16 protein-coding genes are annotated in these 16,928 nt (G+C 55.6%); 14 read left to right on the top strand and 2 right to left on the bottom strand.

Annotated elements, in window-relative coordinates; translation table 11 throughout:
- The first annotated feature begins 16 nt into the window (after positions 1 to 16).
- Positions 17 to 319 carry an ArsR/SmtB family transcription factor gene (locus ACTG2T_RS06250; protein ID WP_013724128.1) on the top strand — a complete coding sequence of 101 codons (303 nt, stop codon included), beginning with the start codon at positions 17 to 19 and terminating at the stop codon, positions 317 to 319.
- A 49-nt stretch (positions 320 to 368) separates the two neighbouring features.
- Here ACTG2T_RS06250 and rpsT read toward each other — a convergent pair whose 3' ends face one another.
- Positions 369 to 632: a 30S ribosomal protein S20 gene (rpsT, locus tag ACTG2T_RS06245; RefSeq protein WP_005308808.1), complete on the bottom strand. Its 264-nt coding sequence runs from the start codon at positions 630 to 632 to the stop codon at positions 369 to 371.
- 191 nt (positions 633 to 823) lie between these two features.
- Between rpsT and murJ the strand changes: the two genes are divergently transcribed.
- The 12 genes from murJ to tapY2 all read left to right on the top strand — a co-directional run bounded on the left by murJ (position 824) and on the right by tapY2 (position 14,653).
- Positions 824 to 2,386 carry a murein biosynthesis integral membrane protein MurJ gene (murJ, locus tag ACTG2T_RS06240; protein ID WP_026034954.1) on the top strand — a complete coding sequence of 521 codons (1,563 nt, stop codon included), beginning with the start codon at positions 824 to 826 and terminating at the stop codon, positions 2,384 to 2,386.
- A 154-nt stretch (positions 2,387 to 2,540) separates the two neighbouring features.
- Positions 2,541 to 3,515, top strand: coding sequence for a bifunctional riboflavin kinase/FAD synthetase (ribF, locus tag ACTG2T_RS06235; protein ID WP_201992982.1), 975 nt, complete (start codon positions 2,541 to 2,543; stop codon positions 3,513 to 3,515).
- On the top strand, positions 3,515 to 6,376 hold the full coding sequence (gene ileS / locus ACTG2T_RS06230; RefSeq protein WP_330124900.1) for an isoleucine--tRNA ligase: 2,862 nt from the start codon (positions 3,515 to 3,517) through the stop codon (positions 6,374 to 6,376). The genes ribF and ileS overlap by 1 nt, the downstream gene beginning before the upstream one ends.
- On the top strand, positions 6,376 to 6,873 hold the full coding sequence (lspA, locus tag ACTG2T_RS06225; RefSeq protein ID WP_019445577.1) for a signal peptidase II: 498 nt from the start codon (positions 6,376 to 6,378) through the stop codon (positions 6,871 to 6,873). Before ileS ends, lspA begins: the two co-directional genes overlap by 1 nt.
- Positions 6,870 to 7,322, top strand: a complete 453-nt coding sequence (gene fkpB / locus ACTG2T_RS06220; protein ID WP_005341354.1) for an FKBP-type peptidyl-prolyl cis-trans isomerase — start codon at positions 6,870 to 6,872, stop codon at positions 7,320 to 7,322. The genes lspA and fkpB overlap by 4 nt, the downstream gene beginning before the upstream one ends.
- Positions 7,322 to 8,257, top strand: coding sequence for a 4-hydroxy-3-methylbut-2-enyl diphosphate reductase (ispH, locus tag ACTG2T_RS06215; protein ID WP_019445576.1), 936 nt, complete (start codon positions 7,322 to 7,324; stop codon positions 8,255 to 8,257). Before fkpB ends, ispH begins: the two co-directional genes overlap by 1 nt.
- A 110-nt stretch (positions 8,258 to 8,367) precedes the next feature.
- On the top strand, positions 8,368 to 8,772 hold the full coding sequence (locus tag ACTG2T_RS06210; RefSeq protein ID WP_013724124.1) for a type IV pilin protein: 405 nt from the start codon (positions 8,368 to 8,370) through the stop codon (positions 8,770 to 8,772).
- A gap of 2 nt (positions 8,773 to 8,774) precedes the next feature.
- Positions 8,775 to 9,341, top strand: coding sequence for a type IV pilus modification protein PilV (gene pilV, locus ACTG2T_RS06205; protein WP_259584132.1), 567 nt, complete (start codon positions 8,775 to 8,777; stop codon positions 9,339 to 9,341).
- Entirely contained in the window at positions 9,338 to 10,321 is a 984-nt protein-coding gene (gene tppC / locus ACTG2T_RS06200; RefSeq protein ID WP_330124899.1) for a type IVa pilus pseudopilin TppC, read from the top strand. The genes pilV and tppC overlap by 4 nt, the downstream gene beginning before the upstream one ends.
- Positions 10,321 to 10,758, top strand: a complete 438-nt coding sequence (gene tppD, locus ACTG2T_RS06195) for a type IVa pilus pseudopilin TppD (protein ID WP_041202403.1) — start codon at positions 10,321 to 10,323, stop codon at positions 10,756 to 10,758. The genes tppC and tppD overlap by 1 nt, the downstream gene beginning before the upstream one ends.
- Before the next feature lie 11 nt (positions 10,759 to 10,769).
- Complete coding sequence (locus ACTG2T_RS06190; protein ID WP_330124898.1) at positions 10,770 to 14,381, top strand: pilus assembly protein; 3,612 nt, start codon at positions 10,770 to 10,772, stop codon at positions 14,379 to 14,381.
- Positions 14,378 to 14,653, top strand: coding sequence for a type IVa secretion system protein TapY2 (gene tapY2, locus ACTG2T_RS06185; protein WP_127006936.1), 276 nt, complete (start codon positions 14,378 to 14,380; stop codon positions 14,651 to 14,653). Before ACTG2T_RS06190 ends, tapY2 begins: the two co-directional genes overlap by 4 nt.
- Before the next feature lie 3 nt (positions 14,654 to 14,656).
- Here tapY2 and ACTG2T_RS06180 read toward each other — a convergent pair whose 3' ends face one another.
- Positions 14,657 to 15,289 (bottom strand): GspH/FimT family pseudopilin, encoded by a 633-nt coding sequence (locus ACTG2T_RS06180; protein WP_330124897.1) that lies wholly within the window; start codon positions 15,287 to 15,289, stop codon positions 14,657 to 14,659.
- Positions 15,290 to 15,300: 11 nt separating this feature from the next.
- Between ACTG2T_RS06180 and ACTG2T_RS06175 the strand changes: the two genes are divergently transcribed.
- On the top strand, positions 15,301 to 16,923 hold the full coding sequence (locus ACTG2T_RS06175) for an NAD+ synthase (protein WP_330124896.1): 1,623 nt from the start codon (positions 15,301 to 15,303) through the stop codon (positions 16,921 to 16,923).
- The last annotated feature ends 5 nt before the right edge of the window (positions 16,924 to 16,928 follow it).

Below are 16,928 nucleotides of genomic sequence, written 5' to 3'. Positions count from 1 at the left end.
GTAGAGGAGAGATGTGATGCAACTTGAAGAGATGGAAGCCAATGCGAGTAAAGCGGTGGCCTTGCTCAAGGCGCTGGCCAACGAACGGCGGCTGTTTATTCTGTGCCAGTTGCTGGAGCGTGAACTGTCGGTGGGGGAGCTCAACGAGCGATTGGGATTGAGTCAGTCGGCCTTGTCACAGCATCTTGCGCTGTTGCGGCGGGATGAGCTGGTGACGACACGCAAAGAGGCTCAGACGGTCTACTATTCGCTGCGCAGCCATGAGGTGCGTGAAATGATCAGTTTGCTGCATCGACTTTATTGCAGCGCAGATAAATAAAAAACCGGCACTAAGGCCGGTTTTTTCAGCTTTGATCAGCAGACGCTGATTAAGCCATAGCTTTGATCTGGGCAGACAGGCGGCTCTTGTGACGAGCAGCTTTGTTCTTGTGGATCAGGCCTTTGGTCGCCATACGATCCATGATCGGCTGAGCAACAGCGAAAGCGGCAGTCGCAGCAGCTTTGTCGCCAGAGGCGATAGCAGCGATGACTTTCTTCAGGTAGGTACGGGTCATGGAACGACGGCTGGCGTTGTGCTGACGGCGTTTTTCTGACTGAAGAGCGCGCTTCTTAGCAGATTTGATGTTAGCCAAGGTAAAACTCCTAAAACTGTCTTAGCGAGTGTATTGAAAAGGCCCGGAAATATGCCCTTCCAACCACATATTGTCAAATGATTTGTGCAAATAAACACCGCCTCCCGGTGGTGTGTCAGTAGGGAGACGGTTAAACTGTCGGCCGATTCTAGCAGCATTCTTTTCATTCTGACAGTTCCAGAGGCCTCGTCTTGAGTAAGAAATTGATCAAATCCGGCATGATAGTGTCCGGAATGACGCTGGCATCCCGAGTAATGGGCTTGGTTCGCGATGTGGTTATCGCAAATCTGCTCGGTGCCGGGGTGGCCGCCGACGTCTTCTTTTTTGCCAATCGCATTCCCAACTTTCTGCGTCGCCTGTTCGCCGAAGGTGCCTTCAACCAGGCCTTTGTTCCCGTGATGACGGAGTACAAGAAAAATGGCGACGAGGGGGAAGTGCGTGAATTGCTGGCGGCGGTAGCGGGCACACTGGGGGGGATAGTGACTGTGGTCACCCTGCTCGGGGTGCTGGGGTCGGGTGTGCTGACCGCGCTGTTTGGCTGGGGCTGGTTCTGGGACTGGCTGCATGGCGGCCCTGCGGCCGAGAAGTTCGAGCTCGCCAGTCTGATGCTCAAAATCACCTTCCCTTACCTCTGGTTCATCACCTTTACCGCCATGGCGGGGGCTATCCTCAACACCTTCGGCCGCTTTGCAGTCTCGTCGTTCACGCCGGTGTTTCTCAACATCACCATGATTGCGGCGGCCTGGTGGATTGCGCCGCTGATGGACAAACCTGAGATCTCGCTGGCGATTGGTGTCTTTTTGGGCGGTTTGGTGCAGTTTCTGTTCCAGTACCCCTTTTTGCGCCAAATCAACATGCTGGTATGGCCCAAGTGGGGATGGAATCACCCGGGGGTGGTGAAGATCCGCACCCTGATGATCCCGGCCCTGTTCGGGGTATCGGTCAGTCAGATCAACCTGCTGGTCAACACCATGCTCGCCTCCTTCCTGGCGACCGGTGCCATCAGCTACCTCTACTACTCGGATCGCCTGCTGGAGTTCCCCCTCGGGCTGTTTGCGGTAGCCATCAGTACCGTGATCCTGCCTGCGCTGGCGAAGAAGCATGTGGATGCCGATCCGGCCGACTTCTCCCGCACCATGGATTGGGGGGTGCGGATGGTGATGCTGCTCGGTCTGCCCGCCATGATAGGCATTGCGGTCATGCGCGAGCCCATTTTGCGAGTGCTGTTCATGCGCGGCGAATTTGGCCTGCATGAAGTGGCCATGTCGAGCGCCAGCCTGCTGGCTTCCACTACCGGTCTGCTCTCCCTGATGTTGATCAAGGTGCTGGCACCCGGTTATTACGCCCGTCAGGACACCAAGACGCCTGTGCGGATCGGGGTGATGTCGATGATTGCCAACATGGTCTGCAACCTCATCTTCATCTACCCGCTCGGTTACGTGGGGCTGGCGCTCTCGACCGCCTGCTCGGGCACTCTGAATGCGGCCTTGCTGTTCAAGGGGTTGTACCAGCAGAGCGTCTATCGTCCCTCCCGCCATACTGGCGTATTCTGCCTCAAGCTGCTGGTCGCCAGCGTGCTGATGGGCGGCGTGCTCGCCTATCTGTCGCCGGATCTGGCCCAGTGGGGCGCATGGAGCATGGGTAAGGCCAGTTTGCAGCTGACCATGCTGCTGTCGCTGGGGGCTGCGGTCTATGCCGTGGTGTTGCTGCTGCTGGGCATTCGGCCGCGTCACCTTAAATCTGGGCAGCAGTAGCCGTGATCCTGCGGCGCCATGGGGATAGTGCCTCATGGCGCCGCAGGGGGCGTGATTGGGCACGGATAGTTGAAATCAGGCTATGAGGGCTGACCCTGCCTGCTGCCTGATATATAATCCGCCGATTTCCATGGCAGCAACGCACAAGGCACTGATGGAGCTTATTCGCGGCATTCACAATCTCAAGCCCCGTCACCGGGGATGTGTATTAACCATTGGCAACTTTGATGGGGTTCATCAGGGTCACCATGCGGTATTGGCACGTCTCAAGGAGAAAGCGGCCCAGCTGGGATTGCCCGCCTGCGTCATGCTGTTTGAGCCGCAGCCGCTGGAGCTGTTTGCCGGCACAGCTGCGCCCGCCCGGCTGAGCCGGTTGCGGGAAAAGTACGAAGCGCTGCAGGGGCTGCATATCGACCGCATGCTCTGTGTGCGCTTCAGCTACCGCTTTGCCGAGCAGGCGGCCTCGACATTCATCGAGCAGTTGCTGGTGGAGAAGCTCGGAGTGCGCTATCTGGTGGTCGGCGATGATTTTCGCTTCGGCAAGGGGCGGGAAGGGGATTTCCACCTGCTGGAGGAGGCGGGCCATCGCTTCGGCTTCGAGGTGATCAGTACCCAGAGCTTCCAGCTCGAACGGCAGCGGGTCAGCAGCACCCTGGTGCGCGAAGCACTCAAGGCGGGCCGGATGGCGGAGGTGGAGCTGATGCTTGGCCGTCCCTATACCATCAGCGGCCGGGTGGCCCACGGCGACAAGTTGGGGCGCACCATAGGTTTTCCCACCGCTAATCTGGCCCTCAAGCGCCAGGTGATCCCGGTCGGTGGCGTGTTTGCGGTGGAAGTGATATGTTCCGGCAAGACCTTCCCCGGTGTAGCCAATGTGGGTGTACGGCCGACCTTGAGCGGTACACAAGCCAGATTGGAAGTACATCTATTTGATTTTTCTGGTGATCTATATGGTCAACAGGTCAAGGTGCTGCTTCGCCACAAGCTGCGCGAAGAGCAGAAGTTTGCCTCTTTCACTGCCTTGAAAGAGCAGATCGAACGAGATGCCCTGGCGGCCCGAGCCTGGTTCGGGCTGCCACAATTCAATTTACCCAGCACTCTTTTAGAAAAGAAGGGAACCCAGGACTGATGAGCGACTATAAACACACCCTGAATCTTCCGGAAACCGAGTTTCCGATGCGTGGCGATCTGGCCAAGCGCGAACCCAACATGCTGAAACGTTGGTACGATCAGGATCTCTACGGCGCTATTCGCCGCGCCAAAGCGGGCAAGCCTTCTTTCATTCTGCATGATGGCCCCCCCTATGCGAACGGCAACATTCACATCGGTCACTCGGTCAACAAGATCCTCAAAGACATCATCATCAAGTCCAAGGGCCTCTCCGGTTTCGATTCACCCTATGTGCCGGGTTGGGATTGCCACGGTCTGCCTATCGAACTGAAAGTGGAAGGCATGGTCGGCAAGCCGGGCGAGAAGGTTTCCGCTGCCGAATTCCGCGCCGAGTGCCGCAAATACGCCAAGACCCAGATCGAAGCGCAGAAGACCGACTTCATCCGTCTGGGTGTGCTGGGTGACTGGGAACACCCCTACCTGACCATGGATTTTGGCACCGAAGCCAACATCATCCGCTCCATGGCCAAGATCGTTGAAAACGGCCACTTGCACAAAGGCTCCAAGCCGGTGCACTGGTGTACCGATTGCGGCTCCGCGCTGGCTGAAGCCGAGGTGGAGTACTACGACAAGAACTCCCCCTCCATCGATGTGCGCTTCAAAGCTGTCGATGAGGCATCCGTTGCCGCCAAGTTTGACTGCGCCGAAGGCCACACTGGCAAGGGCCCGATCTCTGCGGTGATCTGGACCACCACTCCGTGGACCCTGCCAGCCAACCGCGCCATCGCCATGCACGCTGATCTGGATTACGCACTGGTGCAGGTTGAAGGTGAGCACCCCGAGCGTCTGATCCTGGCCGCAGAGCTGGTCAAGGACGTCATGGATCGCGCCGGTATCGAGAAATTCCACAATCTGGGCTATGCCAAGGGGGCCGCGCTCGAGTTGCTGCGCTTCAACCACCCCTTCTACAGCTTCGACGTGCCTGTGGTACTGGGTGACCACGTCACCCTGGATGCCGGTACCGGTGCCGTTCACACCGCCCCTGGCCACGGTCAGGAAGACTTCGTGGTCGGCCAGAAGTACGGTTTGGAAGTGGCCAACCCGGTTGGCAGCAACGGTGTTTACCTGCCGGATACCGAACTGTTTGCCGGCCAGCATGTGTTCAAGGCCAATGCCTCCGTGATCGAAGTGCTGACCGAGCGCGGCGCCCTGCTGCACCACAAGGTGTTCAACCACTCCTATCCGCACTGCTGGCGTCACAAGACCCCGATCATCTTCCGTGCCACCCCGCAGTGGTTCATCAGCATGGAGCAGAAGGGTCTGCGCAAGCGCGCACTGGAGGAGATCGAGCGCATCGAGAAGGACGGTATTGCCCAGCAAGGCCAGAGCGGCTGGGTACCGGCTTGGGGTAAAAACCGCATTCAGGCGATGGTCGAGAACCGTCCTGACTGGTGTATCTCCCGTCAGCGCACCTGGGGTGTGCCTATCTCCCTGTTCGTCCACAAAGAGACCCAGGAACTGCACCCGGAATCTGTGCGCCTGATGCATGAAGTAGCCAAGCGTGTCGAGCAGTCCGGCATTCAGGCATGGTGGGATCTGGACAAGGCCGAGCTGCTGGGTGCCGATGCCGACATGTATGACAAGGTGCCTGACACTCTGGACGTCTGGTTCGACTCCGGTTCTACCCACGCTTCCGTGGTTGATGCCCGTCCCGAGTTCAATGGCAAGCCGGCCGACATGTATCTGGAAGGTTCTGACCAGCACCGCGGCTGGTTCATGTCCTCCCTGATGATCGGCGTGGCCATGAAAGACAAGGCTCCGTACAACCAGGTGCTGACTCACGGCTTCACCGTGGATGGTCAGGGTCGCAAGATGTCCAAGTCCATCGGCAACGTGGTGAGCCCGCAGGACGTGATGAACAAGCTGGGTGCCGACATCCTGCGTCTGTGGGTAGCGAGCACTGACTACACCGGCGAGATGACTGTCTCCGACGAGATCCTCAAGCGCTCTGCCGATGCTTATCGTCGTATTCGCAACACTGCCCGCTTCCTGCTGGCCAACCTGAACGGCTTCAATCCGGCGACCGACATGGTGGCACCTGCCGACATGGTAGTGGTGGATCGTTGGGCTGTGGGTCGTGCCAAAGCGGTACAGGCCGAGATCATGGCGGCATTCGACGAGTACAACTTCCACGGTGTAACCCAGAAGCTGATGCAGTTCTGCTCCATCGAGATGGGCTCCTTCTATCTGGATGTGATCAAGGATCGTCAGTACACCGCCAAGGCTGACAGCCTGGCCCGTCGCTCCTGCCAGACCGCCCTGTATCACATTGCCGAAGCCATGGTGCGCTGGATGGCGCCGATCATGAGCTTCACCGCCGACGAGATCTGGGCTCTGCTGCCGGGCGAGCGCGGCGAGTTCGTCTTCACCGAGGAGTGGTACGACGGCCTGTTCGGTCTGGAAGCGGGTGAATCTCTCAACGACGATTTCTGGGCCGAGATCCTCACCGTGCGTGGTGAAGTGAACAAGGCGCTGGAAGTGGCCCGTGGCGAGAAGCGTATCGGCGGTTCCCTACAGGCCGAACTGACCCTGTTCGCCAAGCCGGAGCTGGCTGCACGCCTGAACGCCCTGGCTGATGAGCTGCGCTTCGTGCTGCTCACCTCCAAGGCCAAGGTGGTCGTGGCTGACTCTGCGCCGGAAGGCTCTGTGGCGACCGAGCGTGATGACCTGTGGCTGAGCGTGGCCCAGTCTGCCGCCGCCAAGTGCGACCGCTGCTGGCACCATGTGGAAGATGTGGGCACCATCGCGGGTCACGAAGAGATCTGTGGTCGCTGTGTGACCAACGTTGAGGGTGACGGCGAAACTCGTCAATTTGCCTGATGAACATGACTCAACATAAAAGCGGCCTGCGTTGGCTGTGGCTGGCAGTGCTGGCCTTTGTACTGGACCAAGCGAGCAAGCTCGCCGTGGTCAAGTTGCTGCCATTTGGTTACCCGGGGGTGGAGATCACCCCCTTCTTCAATCTGGTTCACGTCTACAACAAGGGCGCCGCATTCAGCTTTCTGGCTGATCAGGGGGGCTGGCAGCGCTGGTTCTTCGCGGTGCTGGCTTTTGCCATTTGTGGATTGCTGATCCACTGGCTACGCAAGCAGTCGGTGGCCCAGCGTTGGAGCGGTATCGCCTATTCACTCATCATCGGCGGCGCCCTCGGCAACGTCTTTGATCGACTGGTGCTGGGCCATGTGGTCGATTTTCTCGACTTCTACTGGCAGCGTGCGCATTGGCCGGCATTCAATCTGGCCGACAGCTTTATCTTTATCGGGGCCGCCATGATTGTGCTGGACGGTTTCCGTGGTGAGAAAAAGGAGCAGGCATGAGCCAGCAGATCACCGCTAACAGCAGCGTGCTGTTCCACTTCTCCATCAAGCTGGAAGATGGCTCGGTTGCCGACAGCACGGCGCTGCACGGCAAACCGGCCCGCCTGCGGATGGGCGATGGCAGCCTGACCCCCACCTTCGAGCAATGCCTGTTGGGGCTGAGCGAAGGGGAGAGCAAGAGTTTTACTCTGGCGCCGGAAGAGGCCTTTGGCCTCTCCAACCCCGACAACATCTACCATCTCGACCGTGCCAAATTTGGCGCCGATGTGGAGCCAAAAGTCGGCACCATCATCCTGTTCGATCAGCCCAATGGCAGCGAGCTGCCGGGCATTATCCGGGCGGTAGCCGGGATGTCGGTCACGGTCGATTTCAACCACCCGCTGGCCGGTCATACCGTCACCTTCGAGGTGGAGATCCTGGGCGTTGATGATGAGGAGAAGGTGCATTAATGGATATTCTGCTCGCTAACCCTCGCGGTTTTTGCGCCGGTGTCGATCGCGCCATCAGTATTGTCGAGAGCGCGCTGGAGAAGTTCGGTGCCCCCATCTATGTCCGCCACGAAGTGGTGCATAACCGGTATGTGGTGAACAAGTTGAAAGATGCGGGCGCTGTCTTCGTCGAGGAGCTGGACGAGGTGCCGGATGACAGCATCGTCATCTTCTCTGCTCACGGCGTGGCCAAAACAGTGCGTGAGATGGCCAAGTCCCGCGCCCTCAAGGTATTTGATGCCACCTGTCCGCTGGTGACCAAGGTTCACATGGAAGTCCATCGCGCCAGTCGCAAGGGCTCCGAAGCTGTGCTTATCGGTCATGCTGGCCACCCCGAGGTGATCGGGACCATGGGGCAATACGAGAATCGCGAAGGCGGCATGTATCTGGTGGAGACACCGGAAGATGTGGCCAAGCTCCAGGTGAAGAATCCGGATGATCTCTGCTTCGTTACCCAGACCACCCTGAGCGTGGATGAGACCTCTGACGTGATCGATGCGCTGCGCAAGCACTTTCCCAAGATCCAGGGGCCGCGCAAGGACGATATCTGCTACGCCACCCAGAACCGTCAGGATGCGGTGCGGGAGATGGCTGGGCTGGTGGACGCTATGCTGGTGGTGGGGTCTCGCAACTCCTCCAACTCCAACCGTCTGCGCGAGCTGGCCGAGAAGGTGGGCGCCAGAGCCTATCTTATCGACGATGCGTCGATGATTGAGGCGAGCTGGCTGGAAGGCGTGAAGGCGATCGGCGTCACCGCTGGTGCTTCTGCACCCGAGGTGCTGGTGCAAAACGTGATTGCCCGCCTGCGGGAGCTGGGTGGCAAGGTGGTCGCCGAGCATCCTGGCCGTGAAGAGAACGTAGTCTTTGAGGTTCCTCCCGAACTTAGAATAATTTGAGTGCAGCCAGGAAGGCTTAAGAATAAAGTGTGTTGATAATGACGCCGGGTTTGTTCATAAGACAGGCTCGGCGTTAAACTTATGAAGCAGTCTGTCACCAAGGATGGGATATGATTGGATACTTTCGTGGCTTTTCTCTTATTGAGTTGATGATTGTCATCGCCATCGTGGCGATTCTTGGCACCATCGCTTATCCCGCCTATCAGCAATATGTGCTGACCAGTCATCGTGTCGAAGCCAAGGCCATGCTGCTCAATGCAGCCAATCGGCAAGAAACCTATTTTATGGATTTCAATCAGTATGCATCCTCTGCTGCTGCTCTTGGTATCAGTAGTGCATCTGAGAATGGTCTGTATCAATTATCCATTGCCGTATCAGGCAACACCTACACCTTGTCAGCCAGTGCTGGCGCGACGACAGCCCAAGCCAAAGATACCGATTGCACGGTGTTTTCCATTAATCAGTTGGGCGTCAAAAGTGCTTCTGGTGCAGCTAGCAATAGTTGTTGGGAATAGCCATGGCCATTCATGTCTCATCACATGAGAAGGGATTTAGCCTGTTGGAGGTGATGATAGCTGCAGTTGTGTTGTCATTTGGCTTGCTGGGACTGGTTGCTATGCAGGCTCAGTCGAAGTTTTCCGGATATGAAGCCCGACAACGAACAATTGCCAGCTGGTTGGCTAACGATATGGTCGAGAGGCTCAGAGTCAACCGTGGAGCCTGGGAGTCGCAAGCTAACAATACCTGGATTGTCAGCGCCGGAACTTCATCATTGCCATCCTGTGCTAATGAAAATGGCACTATGAGCAGCTGTAGCGATGCTCAGTTACGGGATCTCGATCTTTATTATTGGCGACAGTCATTAATGGGAAGTGCTGCTTCGGGGGCCGGCGCAACATTACAAAATCCCACCGGCTGTATTATCAAGGGAGCCAGTAATGCATTGACGGTCTCAATTTTTTGGGCTGGACGTGAATCATCTCATGATGGGGCAAATGGCGTTGCGTCAACGATTACGACGGCATGTGGAATTGCAGGTGTTGATTTAACGAGGCGTCAGTTTGTTCTGATGACGACGCTATGAAACATCATGGGTTTACGCTGGTTGAATGGCTCATCGCAATGGTGATTGGTGTTTTTCTGCTCGGTGGGGTGATGAGTATTTTTGTGGCCTCACGCGCTACCACCAATGAGTCCTTCGATCAGAGTGAGCTGCTCGAAAATGGTCGAATTGCCATGCGTCTCATCACTCAGGATTTACGCTGGGCCGGGTTTTGGGGGGATTTCACGGGGGGGGCTCTGATTGCGGGTGATGAGCTCACTTTGTCTGCTGATGCTGCCGTGACAAATGACTGTCTGGATGAGAGAAATGAAGGGAGTCTACCCTCCAACCTTTTTCCAGTACGCCCGCTGTGGGTTACTCATATCAGTGCTGCAGGCACCATGAGTGGTTTTGCCTGTATCTCATCCTCTACTCGCGTTGCCGGCTCGGATGTTATCAGTATCAAGCGCCTGATTGGCAATCCGGTGACAGGAGGACTGGATGCCAATCGTTTCTATATGGCCACCAATACTCAACAGGCTCATTTATTCAGAGGTAATGAGGCTGCGCCTTCCGAGGCTGCCATGCCGATGCGTCAGATTTGGGAGTACCAGCATCATGTCTATTACCTCTCGCCTAATGGTCGTGGGGGTTTTGAACTGCGCAAGCGTATCCTCACTGCTGATGGCGGTTCTAGGTTGATATCTGGGGCTTTGGTTGATGGTATTGAACGCATGGTGCTGTTGTTTGGGGTCGATACAAGCAATGTGCCAGATGGGCGTGTAGACAAGTTCTCCTCCATAGATGCAGTCACCTCGCAAGAGTGGGGCGAGGGGCGGGTCATCGCAGTCCGTGTTTTTTTGCTTGTGCGCTCGCTGCAGGCATCCAGTCGCTATACCAACAACAATGTCTATCAACTGGGAGATATCAGCGTGGCTGGCAATGGGGATGGGTTTCGACGCTTGTTGCTGGAAAGTACTGTGGTACTGCGTAATCCCATGGTGATGGCGGGAGGTGGGTAGTGAAGCATTCACGTGGCGTGGCATTGATCGTGGCGCTGGTGATTCTGGCCCCTTTGACTTTGATTGCCGTGGTGTTGATGCAATCTGGGGGCATGGATTTACGTGCTAGTGGAGCGGCGGCAGCGTTACAGCAAGTCGAACACAGAGTAGAGGGCATCATAGGTGGCGCCATGCAGCAAGCAGGGCTTGCTACCCAGATTGCTCAGATGCCTTCTGTTTCGACGGCAACGTCAACAGTGAGTGGCTCTATGGGTAACGCCACCATGCAATATAGAAGTGAAACAGTGTGCAAGCGCCGATTTGACGCGACCAGCAAGAACGTCATACCAGCCTGCCGTTATGTAGAGCTAGAGGCAAGCCAAACGTACGGAAAACAGGGGCGTCCTATGACGTGGACGGTTGGAGTCGAACAGCCATTGTTAAAGACGGCTGAATAGGAGCGACAGCGATGTTACATCATGGAAAACTGTGGCTGATGGCCCTGTGTGCACTTAGTGTGCCAGCTGTCGCCAGCGATGCTTACTCGGATGATACCGAACTGTTCATCTATGACTTCTCGAAAGCGGGAGATTATCGGCCCAAGGTGCTGATTATCTTCGACAACTCTGGCAGTATGGCCGAAACCATGGAGCTGGAGCGGGAAAAGTATAATCCTGCCACTGTCTACCCAGCGCTGAACCGAGATCCTGATACCAGTAACTCGCTTAATTATATCTATTATTCGACCGATGGTTCTGTGCCCGCCATCAATAGTTCTCGGCGTTTTCGCGACAGCATCAATGCTTGCGCCTCATCAAAGACCCCCCTAAGCACGGTCGGTTATTTTCAGTCCCAAGTCTGGATGTATGTCTATTCAAGTTATCGCAATGGATTACCTCGTCAGGGGGATTGGGAGACCATCTCTGGCAAGTACGAAGATGACATCACCATTGTCGACTGCAAGCAGGATATTCAGAACCGCAATCCTGCCAATCCTTTCAACGGAACGCTGGTGGTGGGGGCGGTCGGCGATGGTTATCCGGTCGACAAAACCAGCAACACTCGCGGCGAGTGGTATTACACAGCTAATGCGAATAATGCCACATCGGGTAGCAATACCAGTGTAACTCTCTACACTGCCAACTATATCCGCTGGTATTACGGGCCGACGGGTTATGCCGTTGAATCGCGCTTACGTATCGCCAAGGATGCAGTCAAGTCGGTGATCTCCTCCACTCCTGGGGTTGATTTCGGCTTGGCCATCTTCAATACCAACAATAGTACCAGCACCAATGGTGGCAGAGTGGTGCGTCGCATCCTCAGTAACGACGATATTGTCGGCACCATTACTGCCGAACAGGACTTGCTCAATACTGTGGAAGACCTGTCGGCTACGACCAATACGCCATTATGTGAAACCCTCTATGAAGCCTACCGTTTCTACGGAGGGCAATCCGTGCTCTATGGCAAGCAAGGTGGTACGCGGGACAAGCTTGCTGAAGATCCGGAAGGTACTTACACCTCGCCTTATGACAAATGTTCAAATAATGGCTATGTCATCTATGTCACTGATGGTGCTCCGACCAGCGATACGGCTGCTGATAGTGCAGTAAAAGCGTTGACGGATTCGCTAAGCCCAGATGAACGGGCTGCCTACGGCTCAACAGTGGGATATGGTTCCGGCACTTCCAAGAGCTATCTGGCAGCGATGGCTGGCTACATGAAGAACAAGGATGTAAATACTTCATCGCCCGGCAAGCAGACTGTTACCACGTTTACCGTGGGGTTTGGTGATGACGCGATCTCTGGGGCGGGCAATCTGCTGGCAGAAACGGCGAGACGTGGAGGCGGTCAATATTACCCTGCGGTCAGTGCTGAAGCGCTCACTCAGGCGTTGCGATCTTCCCTGTTAGCCATTTTGCGGATAAACACCTCTCTGGTGTCGCCAGCTATTACCACTAACAACTTTGACCGGACTCGCAGCCTCAATAATATCTATTACGCCATGTTCGAGCCTGATACAGGGCCGCGCTGGAAGGGTAACCTGAAGAAGCTAGTTTTGTCTGGTGATGGGTATGTGGCAGATGTTAACGGTTTGCCCGCCATCAAGGTAGATGGTTCCATTCTGGATCAGGCTCAGACCTATTGGTCATCGGAACGGGATGGCAATCTGGTTGCCAAGGGCGGCGTGCAGGCCATGCTGGCAGAGAAGACCAATCGCAATCTTTATGTGATCAATACGGTTGCATCGCCCAAGCGATTGGATGCTTTTAACAAAGCCAATTTGGTGTCGATCGCAGGCTCTGCCGACAACTTGGCTAGTTACATGCGGTTGGCCAGTGCCACCGAACTTGACGGACAGATCGACTGGACAAAAGGTGTCGATGTGGACGATGAAGATTATGATGCCAGTACCACCATTCGGCCATACATAGTGGGAGACCCCCTGCACTCTCGTCCATTGGTGGTCAATTATGGTTGCTCCATTGCTTCAGGCCAGAGCACCTGTACCCCTGACTTGCGGATCCTGATGGGAACCAATGCTGGTTTCCTGCATATGTTCAAAGATCTCGGTAGTACGGTTGATGAAAGCTGGGCCATGATCCCCTATGAGCTGTTGCCCAGGCAAGAAGCTCTACGTCTCAATGCCGAGTCTGGCGATCATATCTACGGTGTTGATGCTTCACCGGTTGCGTTGATTAAGGATGCCAATAGGAATGGTGTTATCAAGGCATCAGAGGGAGACTTTGTCTGGCTGCTTTTCGGTTTGCGAGGGGGTGGTAGTAGCTACTATGCACTTGATATTACCAACCCAGATGCCCCCAGCTTGAAATGGACGATCAATAGTCAGACTGCGGGCTTCTCATTACTGGGGGAAACCTGGTCAGTACCGGAGGTGGCTTATATTCCTTGGGATGCTCCTCCGAGCAACAAGCGATTGGTGATGGTTTTTTCCGGTGGTTACGATGCCAATAAGAGTAAAGTCGGGATAGGTAGCTCTGACAGCAAGGGTATGGGCGTCTACATGGTCGATGCCGATAGTGGTGCTCTTGTGTTCAGCGCAACACCTGGAGCTGGCTCCAGTACCAACAAGCAGGTGACTGCGATGGTTGATAGCATGCCTGGGTCAGTTTCCACTCTAGACAGTGATGGTGATGGGAAAACTGACCGAATTTATGCTGGTGATACAGGCGGCAATATCTGGCGCCTGGATATGCCTTCAACCAGTACTAGCTCCTGGAGTGTTTTCAAGTTTGCCAGTCTTGGGTCTGATGATGTACAGGCTAATGACCGCCGCTTTTTCACTCAGCCTGTATTGGTACGTACTATCAACAAGCAAGTGACCAAGACGGTAATTAGTGGCGAAGATTATTTCTCGTTCAAAGATAGGCCATTCGATGCAGTGCTGATTGGTTCTGGTGATCGAAACCGCCCATCGTCCGAGTCTACCGTGCAAAACGCCTATTTTATGTTGCGTGACTACGGGGTAGTTACCAAGAGTTATAACACTGCTGCTCCAGCCCCTATCACGATGACGGACTTGTATGACGTATCGGTTGATCCTCTGGCTGGTGTCACGGACACCAATGACCTGCTTAGTTTGAGAGCTGCCATTACCAGTAAATTGGGTTGGAAATATTGGCTAGCCGAGTCAGGAGAGAAGTCGATGGGGTCTGGGGTTGTGCTGCAAGGCAAGCTCTATTTTACCTCTTTTTTACCGCAGGTTCAGTCATTCGAGGAGTGTACGATCCAGTCGATAGGCGCGATGCGGCAGTATATGGTCGACATGCATTACGGTACCTCTTTCAAATATGTGGTGGATCAGGATGGTAATGAAATCCCGGAACGCTATGTGGAAGTCAATAACAAGGTGGCCGATGATCTGGTGATCCATGCTGGTGATGATTCAAAGATCCGGATTATTGGCGGAGCCCCAGGTGAAGAGGTGATTCTCAAAGACGAAGGAGAAGGGGTTCCTGAGCGCTGTACCGGCGAGGGGGAGTGTTCGGAAGGTGCGGAGGAGGCTGAAATGGATATGACGCCCAAGAAAATATACCTGTATGAGGATGAGCCACAATGAAAATGATCCTCTGGCTGATGGCGTTGTCAAATGCGGCCAATGTCTATGCTGTCGTGGATAGAAAATGCTATGTCGAGTTGGCAAATGATACCTATGTCGTTATTCAGGGAACGATAAAGGATAGCCAGAGTGCTGAAATCGTCTTTCAAAAGAAAGGGTTTGAACTGAATGGGCAACTCCTGATGGTGAAGAGAGTTATCGAGTGTCAGCCAACCGAACAGCCATTCAATCTTGAGGCTGCGCAACGGCAAGAGAAACTGCAGCCAAGATAGTGGTCAAGGGCAAATGCTGGTGGTTTCGGATTTACTGCTGCGACCTGATGCTGCGATTACAACATCAACTCTGGGTTCTTCGCTGATGCAGACCCTTACGGTCATATTGGTACCTAGGCTGGTTCCATCAGCGGCAAACAAGACTCGGGGTCTGGTTGAACTGATGGTGGTATCTGGAGTAAAAGCTGGTGTGCGTGCGAGTTCTACTTCCCCTTCGTCCAGCTCGGCATTACCGTCATCATCGATGAAAACCAATAATTGAACCGGATCCTGTTCAACACACTCGTTATTGTTGTTTATTAGGCATGCGGTGACGGTTTGCTGGTCACTGATAGCTTGGGTGCGGGCAAAGCGCAGGAGCTTAATCAACCGCTCGCTTTCATAGTTAGCCGTGCTGTCTTTAAGCAGAGAGCCCAAAGAAGGAATACCAATCCCCAACAGAATGACGCCCAGCGCAATGGCTATCATCAACTCCATCAGGGTAAATCCGGCGTTTTTCATATCTGCGAAGGCCTGTCGTTCCGTGACTATGTACAGCTTATCCTTCCCGCTGGTTGCTGTCACACGGTTACGCCTGTCTTGAACTGGCAGATTGCCCCCCTTTTCTTTATCATTCCCCATCATTTTCGAATTCAAGATGCATCGCCATGGCAAAAGCCCTCTCTCTGATGCTTGCCCAGTTGAATCTGACGGTAGGCGCCATCGAAGATAACACTGACAAAGTGCTCGCTGCGGCAGCTCAGGCCGAGCAGCAAGGTGCCGATCTGCTGGTCTGCTCCGAGCTGGCCCTGACCGGCTATCCACCGGAAGATCTGCTGCTGCGCGCCGATCTGATGATCCGGGTCGAAGCCGCGTTGGCTCGTGTTGCCGAATGGCAGGGCAACTGTGCTATTTTGGTGGGTCACCCTTGGTGCGAAGGAGAGGCGCTCTACAACGCGGCTTCCCTCTATGAGCAGGGCCAGCTGATTGCCCGTTACTTCAAGCAGGATTTGCCCAACTACGGCGTGTTCGATGAGAAGCGCTACTTCACCGCTGCAACCGAGACCTGCGTGGTGCCGTTCCGTGGTCACCAGCTGGGCCTGCTCATCTGCGAAGATTTGTGGCAGCCAGGTCCGGCGCAGGCCGCCAAGGCGGCGGGGGCCGAGCTGCTGCTCACCATCAATGCGTCGCCATACGATCAGGAGAAACCCTGGATCCGCCGCGAGCTGATGGCCGAGCGCTGCGATCAGACCGGTCTGCCGCTGGTCTACCTCAATCAGGTCTGCGGTCAGGATGAGCTGATTTTCGACGGCTGCTCCAAGGTGTTCAGCAGCCAGGGCGAGCTGACGCACAAGCTGGCCCCGTTTGCCGAAGAGCTGGCGCTGGTACGTTTTGCCGATGGCCAGCCGCTGAAGGAGCGGGAACCCGCTGCGCCGCTGGAGCCGTTGGCCGAGACCTATCAGGCGCTGGTGCTGGCAGTGCGCGACTACGTTACCAAGAACGGTTTCCACGGTGCTGTGCTGGGTCTATCCGGCGGCATCGACTCGGCGCTGACGCTGGCCATTGCGGCCGATGCCATCGGTGCCGACAAGGTGCAGGCAGTGATGATGCCGTTCCGCTACACCGCCCAGATGAGCGTGGAGGATGCCAAGGAGCAGGCCGAGCGGATGGGGGTTGAGTTCAACATCATCTCCATCGAGCCGATGTTCGAAGGGTTTATGGCCCAGCTGGCGCCGCTGTTTGAAGGCACTGCCCGTGATACTACCGAAGAGAACCTGCAGGCCCGCTGCCGCGGCGTGCTGCTGATGGCGCTCTCTAACAAGCGTCGTCGTATCGTGCTGACCACCGGTAACAAGAGCGAGATGGCGGTCGGTTATGCCACGCTGTACGGTGACATGGCCGGTGGCTTCGACGTGCTGAAAGATGTGCCCAAGACGCTGGTATTCAAGTTGTGCGAATATCGCAACTCGGTTGACTATGTGATCCCGCAGCGGGTTATCGACCGTCCTCCTTCAGCGGAGCTGGCGCCGGATCAGGTGGATCAGGACAGCCTGCCCCCGTACGACATCCTTGATGCCATCCTCAAGCGTTACGTGGAAGAGGATGCGTCCGTGGCCGACATGGTGGCCGAAGGCTTTGAGGAAGCGGTGGTGCGCAAGGTGATCCGCCTGGTGGATCTCAACGAATACAAGCGCCGTCAGGCGGCGGTCGGGCCCCGCATTACGGCTCGCAACTTTGGTAAGGATCGCCGTTACCCCATTACATCCGGGTTCGGCAAACAGAACTGGTAAGGAGT

This window comes from Aeromonas sp. 75A (genome assembly GCF_051919425.1).
In the GTDB taxonomy this organism is placed as follows: Bacteria; Pseudomonadota; Gammaproteobacteria; order Enterobacterales; family Aeromonadaceae; genus Aeromonas; species Aeromonas veronii.
Note: the sequence above shows the minus strand (reverse complement) of the source record. Positions and strands in the feature narration are given on the sequence as shown.